Below are 13,597 nucleotides of genomic sequence, written 5' to 3'. Positions count from 1 at the left end.
GCCGGGGTGGTGCTCGACGCCGCCGGGCTGGATGAGGCGGCCATGCTCGCCATCGCCGCCGAGGCGGGCCATTCGGAGACAGCCTTCCTGAGCGCCCCGCCTCCGACCCGGGTCACCGGACGCGCCCGCACGCGCGATGGCTCCGGCAACCGGGCGGTGGTGAAGGAGAGGTTACGCATCACCGAACTTCCCGGTTCCCGGTCGAAAGAAGCTGTGGCGCGGTGTAAGGGCTGCTCACGGCTTCGCCATCGGCGTGTGCGGAGATCGCGGGCCAGCCGGTCAGGACGAGACGAGGAACTGCGTGGCGGCGAGCTCGCGGTAGAGCTCGTCGGCCGCCACCAGTTCGTCGTGGGTGCCCCAGGCCCGCACGCGACCGGCCTCCATCACCACGATCCGGTCGGCCCCGGTCACGGTGGACAGGCGGTGGGCGATCACCAGGACCGTCGTCTCGCGCGCCACCTCCGCCACGACCTCCCGCAGCCGCATCTCGTTGACCGCGTCGAGCTGCGAGGTCGCCTCGTCGAGCAGCAGCAGCCGGGGCCTGCGCAGCAGCGCCCTGGCGATGGCCACCCGCTGCCGCTCGCCGCCCGACAGCAGGATGCCGCGATGGCCGACCGGCGTCTCCAATCCCTCCGGCAGCCGCTCGACCAGGTCGTCCAGGCGCGTACGGGCGAGGGCGCGGGCGATCTCCTCGTCGGTCGCGTCCGGCGCGCCGAAGACGAGGTTCTCCCGGAATGTCCCGGCGAGCACCGGGGCGTCCTGCTCGACGTACCCGAGCATGGCCCGCAGCTCGCCGAGGGGCCAGTCGCCGATGTCGCGCCCGCCGACCGTGATCGTCCCCTCCTGCGGCTCGTAGAACCGCTCGATGAGGCCGAACACCGTCGACTTGCCCGCGCCCGAGGGGCCGACCAGCGCGGTCATGCCGCCGGCCGGCACCTCGAACGTCACGTCGTGGTGGACCACCGGCCGGTCCTCGCCGTACCGGAAGACGACCCCGGAGAAGGTCACCCCGACGGGCTCGCCGTCCGCCCGTACGACGGGTGCGGCGGCGGGCTCGGTGCGCAGCGTGGCGATCTCCTGAATGCGGGTCACCGCGGCCAGGCCGTTCTGGATCTGGGTGAGGCTCTGGATGATCTGGCCGATCGGGGACACCAGGTAAAACAGGTACAGCAGGAAGGCGATCAGAGCGGAGATCTCCATCTCCCCCGACGCGACGCGCGCGCCGCCCACTCCCAGCACCGCGAGGAACGCGAGCTGGACCGACATCCAGGCGCCGATCCCGGCCAGCGAGGTCCACGCGGCGGCGGCCACGCCCCGGTCGCGCGCCTCGACGGCCGCCGCGCCCACCACCGCGGTCTCCCGCGCCTCCGCGCCGCTGGCCTTGACCGTACGGAACGCCTGGAGGGCGCGGTCGAGCACCGAGCTCATCTCGCCGAGCGCCACCTGCGCCTGGAGCGAGGCCCGCCGGATGCGCGGGGCGATGGCCGCGCCCATGAGGGCGACCAGGCCCACGACGGCGAGCGTCACCCCGAGCAGCAGGCCGTCCATGATCGCCATCATCACGGCGGCGCCGAGGAACATGAAGACCGCCCCGACCAGGGACGCGAGCGCGTCCGTGCACACGGCTCGCAGCAGGGTGGTGTCGGAGCTGACCCGCGACAGCAGGTCGCCGGGCTTGAGCCGGTCCACGTCGGAGACCGTGAGCCGCAGGATGCGGTCCACCAGGCTCCGGCGCGAGTCGAGCACGATCGTCTCGCCCATGCGCTCAAGCAGGAACCGCCCGGCCGCCGAGATCAGCGCGCCGGCCAGGACCGCGACCGACAGGCCGAGCACCGGGCCCGCCAGCGCGCCGCCCGCGCCGAACGCGTCGATCACCTGCTTGGCCATGACCGGCATGGCGAGCCCGGCGAGACTGCCGACGAGGCTGAGCAGGCCGCCCAGCAGGAGCACCCGCCGGTGGGGCCGCACCTGGCCGAGCAGCACGCGCCAGGAGGCGCGCTCCCCCAGGGACGCCTTCGGCCGCGGCGCGGGCCGCCCTCCGTCAGGGCCGTCGCCGTCCGTCGCCATGGAGCCCCCTTCGCGCGAACCCGGCGTGCGATCTTCCGGAGACCCTAATTCACCGGAAACGCCGGTGCGCGCGGGGATTTCCGCGTCCTGGATCAGTCCACGTCCGGGACGTCGAGGTCGAACTCGGCGTCGCCGTCGTCGACGCGGCGCAACTTGATGTCCTCCGCCCAGGCGTACGCGAAGCGGCGTACGGCGGCGACGCCCTCCTCGTCCAGGCCGCCGAACGCCTCGTCGGCCAGCAGGTCGACGGTCTCCAGCCGCTGGACCAGGTCCTCCACCCGCCACTCGTCGTCGTAGCGCGCGCCGAGCTGTTCGAGCAGGCGGAAGGGGTACAGGCCGCACACCGAGGCCACGTCGGCGAAGTCGCGTGGCAGGCCGCGGTCCTGCAGGGCCCGGACCTTGAGGCCCACGGCGTCGTCCAGGCCGAGCACCCGGCAGGGGCCGACGTCGGCGGGGCGGTCCCGCAGCGGCTCGCGCAGCAGGGCGACCTCGCACGACTGGCCGGTGATCTCGTCGGTGACGACGACGCGGCCGATGCGGGCCCCGGCCTCGCACACCTCGGCCGACAGGCCGGTGCTCGCGAACGCCTCGGCCAGCGCCGCGCCGATCTCCGCCAGCGGGGCCTCGCCGCCGGTGGCGAAGGTGAGGTCGTCGACGGGCCGCGCTGTGCTTACCGGCGACAACCTACAGCCGTGCGCCAGCAGCGCGTAGCCGCCGGCGAGAAGCAGGTCGTACCGGTCGAGGACGGGCCGCGCGTCCTCGATGAGGCGCAGGTGGAACGGGGGCGCCGGGAAGGCGGAAGACGCGGTCACCACTTCAGTATCGCCCGCGCACCCACCGTGATGATCCGTCATCCCGGGACCCCGTAGAGCAGGCGGATCTCCCGGATGGTGTCCATGATCTCGTACCATGTGAGGCACAGGTCGGCCTCGGCCTCCTCGCCGCGTGCCTCCGCGGCCAGCAGCCGGTCCCCCGTCAGCAGGGCCGCCTCCCGTTTGAGCTGTGCCGCCATGCGTTGGAACACGAACCGCTCGCGAGACTCCATTGCCGCCCCTCCCGCCCCCCAACAGCTCTTACATAGCGTGAAATACCCACAGAACCGGCCGAAATGCCCTATGAGCGATCAACACACGTCCCGGTAGGGCGTTCCTGGCAGGTAGCGCGCCCATTCGTCCCTCGTCAGGGTCCGCCCGGCCCGCACGCACACCTGCCGCGCCACGAGCTCCCCGTCCACGGGCATCTCGAACAGGTCCCCGATCTGGTCGGCGACGTACAGGCGCCTGCCGTCGGCGCCGAACGCCAAGGTCAGGCCGAGGTCGGAGAGCAGCGGGACGGCTCCGCCCAGCCGCCGCCCGGCGCGCACGTCCCACAACTGCACCGTCCCGCGCTCGCTCACCGTGGCGAGGACGTCTCCCCGGGGTGAGAAGGCCAGTGCGTCGATCTGCTCCATCGTCCCGTGCAGCGTGGGCGGCACGGGGGACGGGCCCCTGGTGTCCCAGAGGAAGATCCGGCCGGTGATGCCGCCCACGGCGATCAGGTCGCCGGCGGGACTGACCGCGAAGGACTGGGAGGGGGTGAACGCCTTGCCCCGCTGCCGGCCGGTGGCCGCGTCCAGGATCCGCCCGTCGGTGCAGACGATCGTCCGCCCGTCGGCGCCGAAGGCAATGTCGCCGGTCTGCCGGTCGAGCGGGACGTTCACGAGCAGGTGACCGGTGCGCGCGTCCCACTCGAGCAGGCGACTCCCCCGCGTTTCCGGGCCGTTGTCCGCCTGCGCGAGCGTGGCCGCGAAGCGCCTGCCGTCCGGGCTGAAGGCGTGGCCGCCCACCAGGAGGCCACGCGGCACCCGGTAGCTCCACAGCGGCCTGCGCCCGGCGACGTCCCAGGCACGCACCCGATCGAGGGTGTCATTGCTGATCACCATGGTCCGGCCCGTACGGTCGAAGACCGCGTCTCCCCAGTCGGCCGTTCCCGGCAGTGACCCGGCCGGTCGCCGCCGGGACACGTCCCACAGCCCCAGGGGGCCGGACTCCTCCGGTTCGATCGCCAGCCAGCGCCCTTCGGGGCTCAGCCAGGTGCGGAAGATCCGGCCCTGCGGCCGGACCTGCTCGACCTGTGGCCGGATGTCCAGGCTGACCACGGCCTCCTCCAGGAGGAAGCGCAGGGTGTGCCCGTCGGAGTCGAGGCGGACGTCCGCCACGTCGTCCTCGGCCCGGTAGGTGAACACCTGCCGATGGTCGCGCACCCGCCAGACCCTGATGGACCTGTCGGCGAACCCCGCCAGGTAGCGCCCGTCGGCGCTGAACCGCAGGCCGGCGTTCATGGCGTTGGCGGGCTCGTTGGCCCCGCTCTCGGTCCAGGGCCAGTCGTCGTCCCCCGCCTCGGTGATCCGCCGGCCCGTCGCGGCCGAGACGAGGGTGATCTGGCGGCCTCCGCAGGCCATCAACGCGCCGTCCTGGCTGAAGGCGACGGTTCCCAGCCTTCCGGGGCAGACTCCCCGGAACCTGGGGTCGCGGTCCTGCCCGGGCATCCGCCGCACGTCCAGGCTGCCGGTCAGCGGGTCGAGCAGTGCGGCCGTCCGTCCCGAGCGCGGCACGACCGGCAGGTCGTCGGGCCAGCCGCTCTCCGCCGCCCGGCCGTACGTCCGCCCATTCGCGAGGTCCCAGACGAAGCCGTTCGTGTCCTCCGTCACGGCGACCTTCGACTCGTCGTCCGTGAACCCGATCCCTCCCCCCGGCCGCGCGCCGGGGACGGCGAGCGCGGCCCGGACCCGGCCGGCGGCCAGGTCCCACACCGTCGCCTTGGTCGTGGTGATCATCGCGACATACCTGCCGCTCGGGCTGAGCGACACGCCGAGCAGAGGGTTGGTGCGCAGGCCCGGCACCGGGATCCGCCGCAGCAGGCGCCGACCCCGCACGTCGTGAAGGCCGATGCCGTCGTCCGACACCGTAACGACGGTGCGCCCGTCCCGGCTCATCGCCTGCAGCCCGCCGCCCGGAGGCCGGTAGACCGCGATCTCGGGCTGGTAGAGCGAGGACATCAGGCTCGACCGGGCCTCGGAGCCGCCGTCGAGGCGCCAGGCGGCGACGCTCAGCAGCATGGCGGCGGTGGGGTCGGTGGTCCGCAGGGTCCCGGCGCGCAGCGCCGCCTCCCGGCCGTTGGCCCGGTCGCGCTGCGCGGATATCTGGTCGCGCTGCGCGGCTATCCGGCTGCCCTGGTAGGCCGCCAGGCCGCCGCCCGCGAGGGACAGCGCGAGCAGCACGGCCAGGGCGGTCGTGAGCAGACGGCGGCCACGGGCGCGCCGGCGGGTCAGCGCGGCCGACGCGTCGAGGAACTCGCGCTCCAGCGCGTTCAGGGCGAGACGGCGGCGGCCGGTGGCCGCCCAGCCCACGGCCGCGTCCAGGCGGCCGCCCTGCATGAGGTCGGCGGGACGGCGACCGGCCGCGGCCCACTGCCGGGCCCGCAGGCGGATCTCGGAGTGGACCGGCAGGCCGTCCCACTCGTCGCTCAGCCAGGCCCGCAGCCGGGGCCAGGCACGCAACAGCGCCGGGCGGGCGAGGCCCACCTCGCCGTCCTTGCGCGTCAGCACATAGGCGAACATCCGGAGCACCTCGCCCGACCCGGGCGGCAACTCGTCCTCGGCCGCCCTGCGGGTGGCGAGCTCGCCCTCCGGGCCCACCGCGACCAGCCGGAGGAAGACCTGCGGCACCAGGTCGCGCTCCGCGGGGCCGAGCGCGTCGTACGCGTGCTCGGCGAGCGCGCCCAGGGCGGGGTCGGGCTCGCCCTGCGCGTGCACCGCCCGCGCCGCCCGGCTGCCCTCCGCGAGCAGCCGCGCCGTGTCCACCCGGGAACCCCCGCTGATCAGCGCCATCAGCAGGTCGCGCGCGGACGGGCGGACGGCCGGCTCCTTGACGAGGGCGGCGCCGACCAGCGGCCGGAGCGGCTCGGGCAGCACGGACAGGTCGGGCTCGGCCGACAGCACGCGGTGCATCACCCCGCCCAGGCTCTCCGCCCGGAACGGGTCCGCGCCGGTGGCGGCGAACAGCACGATCCCGCCCCAGGCGAACACGTCCGCCGGAGGGCCTGCCCGCTGCCCGGTGAAGACCTCCGGAGCCATGTACGTCGGCGTTCCGGCCACCAGGCCGGTGCTGGTCAGCGACATCTCCAGGGTCCTGGCGACGCCGAAGTCGATCACCCGGGGCCCGTCAGGGCCGAGCAGCACGTTGTCGGGTTTGAGGTCACGGTGGACGACGCCGGCGTCGTGGATGGCGGTCAGCGCCGTGGCGATCGCGGTCGCCAGCCGGTGCAGGCCGTCCCCGGCGAAGACCTGCCCCTCCTGCACGGCCCGGCGCAGGCTCCGCCCCTCGACGTACTCGCTGACGATGTACGGCCTGGGCCCGTCCAGCTCGGCGGCGATGACCGGCGCGGTGCAGAACGACGCCACCCGCCGGGCGGCCTCGGCCTCCCGCCCGAACCTCTCCCTGAGCTCCGGATCCGCCGCGGCGTCGCCGTGCAGCACCTTGACCGCCACCCGGCGGCCCTGACCGTCGTACGCCTCGTACACGACGCCCTGGCCGCCGGAGCCGAGCCGCCCCGACAGCCAGTACTCCCCCAGCCGCTCCGGATCCTCGGGCAGCAGCGTCCCCGTCATCGATCACCTCTCGCCGGGATTGGACGCAGATGGAGGTCTCCCGGTTCTGGCGAACCACCCTCAGCGGGCGCGGGGCCCGCCCGACCGCCAGTGGCGCCCGGGGTGGTCGGCCCCCAGCCGGGGACGCGACGGGACGACCCGCCGCCGGTGGTGCCGGGCGGGCAGCGCGGGCGCGGGCAGGTCGTGCCGGCCGGAGACGAACTCCTGCACCGCGATCTTCGCCCGGATGACCGGGCGGCGCCAGCGCTCCTCCCGGTGGATCGCCTTGGCCATCAGCCGCGGGCGGGGCCGCCTCGCCCGCTCCGAGTAGCACCAGCGGGCCCAGGGCGAGCCGGGACGGGCCACCCGCACCGCCCCCACGTACAGCAGCGGCGGCACGAACAGTCCCAGCAGGCCGCTCCAGATCTTCCCCTTGAGCAGGGTGATCATGGCGAAGACGAGGTTGACGAAGAGGAACGCGGGAGCCGTCCAGCGGCCTCCGCCATCCGCGCCGTTCCAGGCGAGCGGGCGCAGCCCGAGCAGCAGCAGGCCGGTGGCCGCGATCGCCACGAAGACCGCGTCCACGGAGGTGCGGCCCTCCTCCTGCCAGTAGACGTCGCGCAGGTGCAGGATCAGCGCGAACTCGTCGAGCACGAGGGCGGCGCCCACGCCGAACACGGCCGAGGAGAAGGAGTACCACCCCGTGGACACGTCGGACAGGACCAGCCCGGCCACCCCGCCGAGCAGCGTGAGCACCACGCCGAACACCACGTGATGGATGTGCATCTCGCCCACGCTGACGTTGCCGAGCCACCGCACCCGCGCCCTGATCAGGCGTACGTTCACCCGTGTGAAGACGAACGCCGTGATCAGCGCGACGAAGAAACAGAACAGCGGCAGGCGGTGCGCCTCGACGATGCGTTCATGGAACCAGTCGGTCATCAAGCGATCCCCCGGTTCCCGATGCTACGGCGCGGCGGGAGTGGTCAGGCGAGAAAGCCGCGCAGCAGGGCCGCCGTGCCCTCCAGGTGCTCGGCCACCGCCCGTTCGGCCGCCTCGGGGTCGCCGTCCAGGATCGCGGCGGCGATGGCGGCGTGCTGGGCCGCCGCGTGCTCGATGTTGGGCCGCAGCACGGGGATCGCGTTGAGCAGGTCGGTGACCCGCAGCCGGGCGTCGGCGCAGGCGGCGGCCAGCAGCGGCGAGCCGGTCAGCTCCGCAATCGCCAGGTGGAACGCGATGTCCATCCGGCGGTAGTCGGCCGGCGCCGCGTCGTTCACCCCGGCCAGGCGGGCGGCCAGCGTCTCCCGCTGCCGCGGGCTCAGCTCGGCGGTCGCGAGCACCCGGGCCGCCCCGCACTCGACGGCCATCCGGAACGTCAGCGCGTCCTCGAGATCGTCTTCGCCCATGCGGGTGACGGCCCTGCGCAGGTCGCCCTTGCGCGGGCTCGGCGGCCGGTAGACGACGAAGGCCCCGCCGTAGCGGCCACGCCGTACGTCGAGGTAGCCGGCCTCCTGCAGGGCGCGGATCGCCTCGCGCAGCGTGACCCTGCTGATGCCGAGCCTGGTGGCCAGCTCGCGCTCCGGCGGCAGCTTCTCGCCGTGCGGGACGACGCCGAGCTTGATGGCCTGGAGCAGGCGCTCGACGGTCTCCTCGAACGCGTTGCCCGCCCGCACCGGCCGCAGCAGCGACACCGCGCCGGTGATCCCCACGGCCCGGGCGGGCTCGGCCGGAGTCCGGGGGGCGGAGACGGACGCCTCCGCCGGGGTGATCTCCATGCGCATCGTCCCTCCACCCGTCGCCGCGGGCCCCCCGTTCCTGTGATCGAGGTTAAACCCCCAGGACATTGTTGACGACGAGGGGAACATGGTGCTTGCATGCCCTCAATGGTCTGATTCCAGACTTTTGGACGGGAGGCACCGTGCTCAGCGTGGAGCGACTCCGCGATGACGTCGAAGCGGGCCGCGTGGACACGGTCCTGCTCGCGGTCACCGACATGCAGGGGCGGTTGCAGGGCAAGCGGCTGTCGGCGCGGTACTTCCTGGAGGAGGTGCTGGACCACGCCGCCGAGGGCTGCAACTACCTGCTCGCGGTGGACGTCGACATGAACACGGTGGACGGCTATGCCATGTCGTCCTGGGAGCGCGGCTACGGCGACTTCGTCATGCGGCCGGACCTGTCGACGCTGCGCCGGGTGCCCTGGCACGAGGGCACCGTGCTGCTGCTGGCCGACCTGGTGTGGGAGGACGGCTCGGACGTCGTCGCCTCCCCCCGGCAGATCCTGCGCCGCCAGCTCGCCCGGCTCGCCGAACGCGGCTGGACCGCGTACGTCGGCACCGAGCTGGAGTTCGTCGTGTACGACGACAGCTACGAGCAGGCCTGGCAGCGGGGCTACCGCGACCTGACCCCGGCCAACCTCTACAACGTCGACTACTCGCTGCTCGGCACCTCCCGCATCGAGCCGCTGCTGCGGAAGATCCGGCTCGGCATGGAGGGCGCAGGGCTCTACGTCGAGTCGGCCAAGGGCGAGTGCAACCTCGGCCAGCACGAGATCGCCTTCCGGTACGCCGACGCGCTGACCACCTGCGACAACCACGTGTTCTACAAGAACGGCGCCAAGGAGATCGCCGCCCAGGAGGCCAGGTCGATCACGTTCATGGCCAAGCCGAACCAGCGCGAGGGCAACTCCTGCCACATCCACATCTCCCTGCGGGACGCCGACGGCACCCCGGTCATGGCGGGCGGCGAGCCGTACGGGCTGTCGGAGACCGGGCGCCGCTTCGTCGCCGGGCAGCTCGCGGCGATGCGGGAGCTGACCCTGCTCTACGCGCCCAACGTCAACTCCTACAAGCGGTACGTGCCCGGCAGCTTCGCCCCCACCGCCGTGAAGTGGGGCGTGGACAACCGCACCTGCTCGCTGCGGCTGGTCGGCCACGGCTCCTCCCTGCGGATCGAGAACCGGGTGCCGGGCGGCGACGTCAATCCCTACCTCGCGGTCGCGGCCATGATCGCGGCGGGGCTGCGCGGCATCGACGCCGGGCTGGAGCTGGAGGAGCCGTTCGGCGGCAACGCGTACGACTCCGGGGCCGAGCGGGTGCCCGCCACGCTCCGCGACGCCCTGGCACTGTGGGAAAGGTCGCCGATCGCCGAGGAGGCGTTCGGCAAGGACGTGGTCGAGCACTACGCCAACAACGCGAGAGTCGAGCTGGCCGCCTTCGACGCCGCGGTCACCGACTGGGAGCTCTATCGGGGGTTCGAACGGCTGTGAAGATAGTCAATCCGGCGACCGAGGAAGTGATCGCCGAGGTCGAGATGGCGGACGCCGCCGAGGTGGACCGCGCGGTCGAGCGGGCCGCCCGGGCCTTCCCCGCCTGGCGTGCGGTCGCCCCGGGCGAGCGGGCCCGGCTGCTGCGCCGCTTCGCGCAGGTCGTGGAGGACCACGCGGAGGAGCTGGCGCGGCTGGAGATCGCGAACGCCGGGCACACCGCCGGCAACGCCCGCTGGGAGGCGGGCAACGTCCGCGACGTGCTGAACTTCTACGCGGGCGCGCCCGAGCGCAACCACGGCAAGCAGATCCCGGTGCCCGGCGGGGTGGACGTCACGTTCGCCGAGCCGCTGGGCGTGGTCGGGATCATCGTGCCGTGGAACTTCCCGATGGTCATCATGACCTGGGGAGTCGCCCCGGCCCTCGCCGCCGGCAACACGGTGATCGTGAAGCCGGCCGAGTGGACCCCGCTGACCGCGCTGCGGCTGGCCGAGCTCGCCCTGGAGGCCGGGCTGCCCGAGGGCGTGCTCCAGGTCGTCCCGGGCGAGGGTGAGGTCGCCGGCGCCCGGCTCGTCGAGCACCGGGACGTACGGAAGATCGTGTTCACCGGTTCGACCGAGGTCGGGAAACTGATCGGCGCCAAGGCGGCCGAGCAGGTCAAGCGGGTGACGCTGGAGCTGGGCGGCAAGAGCGCCAACATCGTCTTCGCCGACTCCGACCTCTCCCGGGCGGCCGAGTCCGCCCCGATGGCGGTCTTCGACAACTCCGGCCAGGACTGCTGCGCCCGCTCGCGCATCCTGGTGGAGCGTTCCGTCTACGACGACTTCCTCCCGCGGCTCGCCGAGGCGGTGTGTGAGGTGAAGGTCGGGGACCCCAACGACCCGGCGTCGCAGATGGGCCCGCTGATCAGCGCCGAGCACCGGGAGCGCGTCGCGTCGTTCGTCGGCCAGGCGGACGTGTACGCCGCCGGGTCGTGCCCGACCGGCCCCGGCTACTGGTTCCCGCCGACGGTGCTGGCCGGATCGTCCTCGGAGTCCTTCCGCAGGGCGTTCACCGAGGAGATCTTCGGGCCCGTGGTGTCCGTCGTGCCGTTCGAGGACGAGGCCGACGCCGTGCGGATCGCCAACGACACGGCGTACGGCCTGTCGGGGTCGATCTGGACCCGCGACGTGGGCCGGGCGCTGCGCGTGGCGCGGGCCGTCGAGGCGGGCAACCTGTCGGTCAACTCGCACTCCAGCGTCCGCTACTGGACCCCGTTCGGGGGCTTCAAGCAGTCGGGCCTCGGCCGGGAGCTCGGCCCTGACGCCCTGTCGGCCTTCACCGAGACCAAGAACGTCTTCATCTCCACGGAGTAGATCAATGCAGCGTTTGCAGGACCGCGTCGCCGTCATCACCGGGGCGGGCAGCGGCATCGGGCTGGCCACGGCCCACCGGTTCGCCCAGGAGGGCGCCAAGGTCGTGGTGGCCGACCTCGACGAGGAGGCCGGCGCGAAGGCGGCCGGGGAGGTCGGCGGCCTGTTCGTCAAGGTGGACGTGGCGAACGAGGACGACGTGGCCCGGATGTACCGGACCGCGTTCGAGGAGTTCGGCAGCGTCGACATCGCGTTCAACAACGCGGGCATCTCGCCGCCGGACGACGACTCCATCCTCGAGACCGGCATCGACGCCTGGCGCCGGGTGCAGGAGGTCAACCTCACCAGCGTCTACCTGTGCTGCAAGCACGTGATCCCGTACATGCGGCGGCAGGGCAAGGGCTCGATCATCAACACCGCGTCGTTCGTCGCGGTCATGGGCTCGGCCACCTCGCAGATCTCCTACACCGCCTCCAAGGGCGGGGTGCTCGCGATGAGCCGCGAGCTGGGCGTCCAGTTCGCCCGCGAGGGCATCCGGGTCAACGCGCTGTGCCCCGGCCCGGTGGACACCCCGCTGCTGCGGGAGCTGTTCGCCAAGGACCCCGAGCGCGCCCAGCGCCGTCTCGTCCACGTGCCGATCGGCCGTTTCGCCCGGGCCGAGGAGATCGCCGCGGCGGTCGCGTTCCTCGCCTCCGACGACGCGTCGTTCATCACCGCCTCGGAGTTCCTGGTCGACGGCGGCATCTCCGGCGCGTACGTCACTCCGCTGTAAGGGATATGCCGATGGCTCGTCCAGTGATCGGCGTGACGTGCTACGTCGAGCCGGCGAAGTTCACCGTCTGGGACATGCCGGCGGCGCTGCTGCCGTACATGTACGTCGACCACATCGTGCGGGCGGGAGGCCAGCCGGTCATCCTGCCGCCCGCCGGGGAGCCCGCCGCGCTGGCCGGGCGGCTGGACGGGCTGATCATCGCGGGCGGGGGCGACATCGACCCCGCCCGGTACGGCGCTCCGCCCGCCGAGCAGACCGGCTACGTCCGGGAGTTCCGCGACGAGGCGGAGTTCGGGCTGATGGAGGCCGCCCTGCGCACCGGCCTGCCGTTCCTCGGCATCTGCCGGGGCCTGCAGGTGCTCAACGTGGCGCTGGGCGGCACCCTCCACCAGCACCTGCCCGACGTGGTCGGCCACACCGCCCACTCCCCCGCCCCCGGGACGTTCGGCCGCCTCCCCGTACGGCTCTCGCCCGGGTTGGCCAAGATCTACAACGGCGAGGACCTGACGCCCGCCCACTACCACCACCAGGCGATCGACCGCCTGGCGGACGGGCTGGAGGTCACCGCACGCTCTGACGACGGCACGATCGAGGCCGTCGAGGTCACGGGCGCGGCGTTCGCCCTGGCCGTCCAGTGGCACCCGGAGGCGGACGAGGACGGCCCGCTGTTCCGCGCCCTCGTCGCCGCCGCCCGCCGCTGAGAGCTCCGGCTCGCCCGGGGGATTGAAGCCGGTCACAAGCCATGGACAAGCCTCCTGGCCGACACTCCGTGGACCATGAGGCTCAATCGCGGCAGAGTTCCCGGCGGCACAGTTCCGGTCGTCGTTCCCGTCGTTCACCAGCGCACCCCCACCGAGTGCGGCCCCACCTGCCTCGCGATGGTCCTGGGCGCGTACGGACATCACGTGGAGGTGCGCGAGCTCGGCGAGGAGATGGGCGTCGGCCGTGACGGCACCTCCGCGCTCACCCTGCTCAGGGCGGGGCCGCTGGTGGCGGTGCCCGCCCGCGAGTCGGTCTTCCGCCGGTCCGGCCAGAAGGCCTCCCAGCTCGCCCTGGCCGCGGAGCTCGGGTTCGCGATCCCGGAGACCCTGATCAGCACGGACGCGTTCTGCCCGGTGATCGTGCAGGAGATGGTGCCGAAGCGCGTCGAGCTGCGCGTCACCATCGTCGGGCGGCGGCGGCTGAGCGTGCTGTCCCTCCGCTATCCCCGGCCGGAGGCCGCCCGCGCCGCCGCCGCGCGGCTACGGGACGGCGGGGCGAACCCCCTCGCCTCGGCCACCGCCGAGACGCTCGACCACGTGCGCGGACGCCCGCCTGCACCGGCTGTTCCGCGCCGAACTCGCCCCAGCGGCGGCGAACGCCGCACCCGGTGACGTCCTCGGCCCGTACGGACCCGACCCCGTGGTCACCCACGTGGTGGAGGTGAGGCCCGCCGTTCTCGACGACGCCACCCGGCGAGGGATCGAACGACGGCTTTTCGAAGACCGGCTGGCCGAGCGGAGGCGTGTGAACGCCCG

At 73.2% G+C, this 13,597-nt stretch carries 11 protein-coding genes; 5 read left to right on the top strand and 6 right to left on the bottom strand.

Annotation, left to right across the window (positions count from 1 at the left end; all coding sequences use genetic code 11):
- Nucleotides 1–279 precede the first annotated feature (279 nt).
- The 6 genes from ABZ857_RS18775 to ABZ857_RS18750 all read right to left on the bottom strand — a co-directional run bounded on the left by ABZ857_RS18775 (nt 280) and on the right by ABZ857_RS18750 (nt 8,469).
- Nucleotides 280–2,067 (bottom strand): ABC transporter ATP-binding protein, encoded by a 1,788-nt coding sequence (locus tag ABZ857_RS18775; protein ID WP_357044479.1) that lies wholly within the window; start codon nt 2,065–2,067, stop codon nt 280–282.
- Between the two features lie 92 nt (nt 2,068–2,159).
- Complete coding sequence (locus ABZ857_RS18770) at nt 2,160–2,879, bottom strand: hypothetical protein (protein WP_357044477.1); 720 nt, start codon at nt 2,877–2,879, stop codon at nt 2,160–2,162.
- 38 nt (nt 2,880–2,917) lie between these two features.
- Nucleotides 2,918–3,112 carry a hypothetical protein gene (locus tag ABZ857_RS18765; protein ID WP_357044476.1) on the bottom strand — a complete coding sequence of 65 codons (195 nt, stop codon included), beginning with the start codon at nt 3,110–3,112 and terminating at the stop codon, nt 2,918–2,920.
- Between the two features lie 78 nt (nt 3,113–3,190).
- Nucleotides 3,191–6,715 (bottom strand): protein kinase, encoded by a 3,525-nt coding sequence (locus ABZ857_RS18760; protein WP_357044474.1) that lies wholly within the window; start codon nt 6,713–6,715, stop codon nt 3,191–3,193.
- A gap of 60 nt (nt 6,716–6,775) precedes the next feature.
- A complete protein-coding gene (locus ABZ857_RS18755) occupies nt 6,776–7,636 on the bottom strand; it encodes a hypothetical protein (RefSeq protein WP_357044472.1) in 861 nt (286 codons plus the stop codon).
- A 44-nt stretch (nt 7,637–7,680) separates the two neighbouring features.
- Nucleotides 7,681–8,469 (bottom strand): FCD domain-containing protein, encoded by a 789-nt coding sequence (locus ABZ857_RS18750; protein ID WP_357044497.1) that lies wholly within the window; start codon nt 8,467–8,469, stop codon nt 7,681–7,683.
- A gap of 152 nt (nt 8,470–8,621) precedes the next feature.
- Here ABZ857_RS18750 and ABZ857_RS18745 point away from each other — a divergent pair, with 152 nt between their 5' ends.
- From ABZ857_RS18745 to ABZ857_RS18725, 5 genes are all read left to right on the top strand, one after another.
- On the top strand, nt 8,622–9,959 hold the full coding sequence (locus ABZ857_RS18745; RefSeq protein ID WP_357044470.1) for a glutamine synthetase family protein: 1,338 nt from the start codon (nt 8,622–8,624) through the stop codon (nt 9,957–9,959).
- A 44-nt stretch (nt 9,960–10,003) separates the two neighbouring features.
- Nucleotides 10,004–11,311, top strand: coding sequence for an aldehyde dehydrogenase family protein (locus ABZ857_RS18740; RefSeq protein ID WP_357044495.1), 1,308 nt, complete (start codon nt 10,004–10,006; stop codon nt 11,309–11,311).
- Nucleotides 11,312–11,315: 4 nt separating this feature from the next.
- Nucleotides 11,316–12,080, top strand: a complete 765-nt coding sequence (locus ABZ857_RS18735) for a 3-oxoacyl-ACP reductase (protein ID WP_357044468.1) — start codon at nt 11,316–11,318, stop codon at nt 12,078–12,080.
- 11 nt (nt 12,081–12,091) lie between these two features.
- Nucleotides 12,092–12,781 carry a gamma-glutamyl-gamma-aminobutyrate hydrolase family protein gene (locus tag ABZ857_RS18730; protein ID WP_357044466.1) on the top strand — a complete coding sequence of 230 codons (690 nt, stop codon included), beginning with the start codon at nt 12,092–12,094 and terminating at the stop codon, nt 12,779–12,781.
- A 75-nt stretch (nt 12,782–12,856) separates the two neighbouring features.
- Nucleotides 12,857–13,453, top strand: coding sequence for a cysteine peptidase family C39 domain-containing protein (locus tag ABZ857_RS18725; protein ID WP_357044464.1), 597 nt, complete (start codon nt 12,857–12,859; stop codon nt 13,451–13,453).
- Nucleotides 13,454–13,597: the final 144 nt, after the last annotated feature.

This window comes from Microbispora sp. NPDC046933, assembly GCF_040644635.1.
Lineage (GTDB): Bacteria > Actinomycetota > Actinomycetes > Streptosporangiales > Streptosporangiaceae > Microbispora.
The sequence above is the reverse complement of the archived record's forward strand: the minus strand, read 5'-3'. Positions and strand labels throughout refer to the sequence as shown.

Coding starts and splice junctions, on each gene's coding strand:
- ABZ857_RS18775 (WP_357044479.1), bottom strand. CDS start 2,067: ATGGCGACGGACGGCGACGGCCCTGACGGAGGGCGGCCCGCGCCGCGG.
- ABZ857_RS18765 (WP_357044476.1), bottom strand. CDS start 3,112: ATGGAGTCTCGCGAGCGGTTCGTGTTCCAACGCATGGCGGCACAGCTC.
- ABZ857_RS18760 (WP_357044474.1), bottom strand. CDS start 6,715: ATGACGGGGACGCTGCTGCCCGAGGATCCGGAGCGGCTGGGGGAGTAC.
- ABZ857_RS18755 (WP_357044472.1), bottom strand. CDS start 7,636: ATGACCGACTGGTTCCATGAACGCATCGTCGAGGCGCACCGCCTGCCG.
- ABZ857_RS18750 (WP_357044497.1), bottom strand. CDS start 8,469: ATGGAGATCACCCCGGCGGAGGCGTCCGTCTCCGCCCCCCGGACTCCG.
- ABZ857_RS18740 (WP_357044495.1), top strand. CDS start 10,004: ATGGCGGACGCCGCCGAGGTGGACCGCGCGGTCGAGCGGGCCGCCCGG.
- ABZ857_RS18735 (WP_357044468.1), top strand. CDS start 11,316: ATGCAGCGTTTGCAGGACCGCGTCGCCGTCATCACCGGGGCGGGCAGC.
- ABZ857_RS18730 (WP_357044466.1), top strand. CDS start 12,092: ATGGCTCGTCCAGTGATCGGCGTGACGTGCTACGTCGAGCCGGCGAAG.
- ABZ857_RS18725 (WP_357044464.1), top strand. CDS start 12,857: ATGAGGCTCAATCGCGGCAGAGTTCCCGGCGGCACAGTTCCGGTCGTC.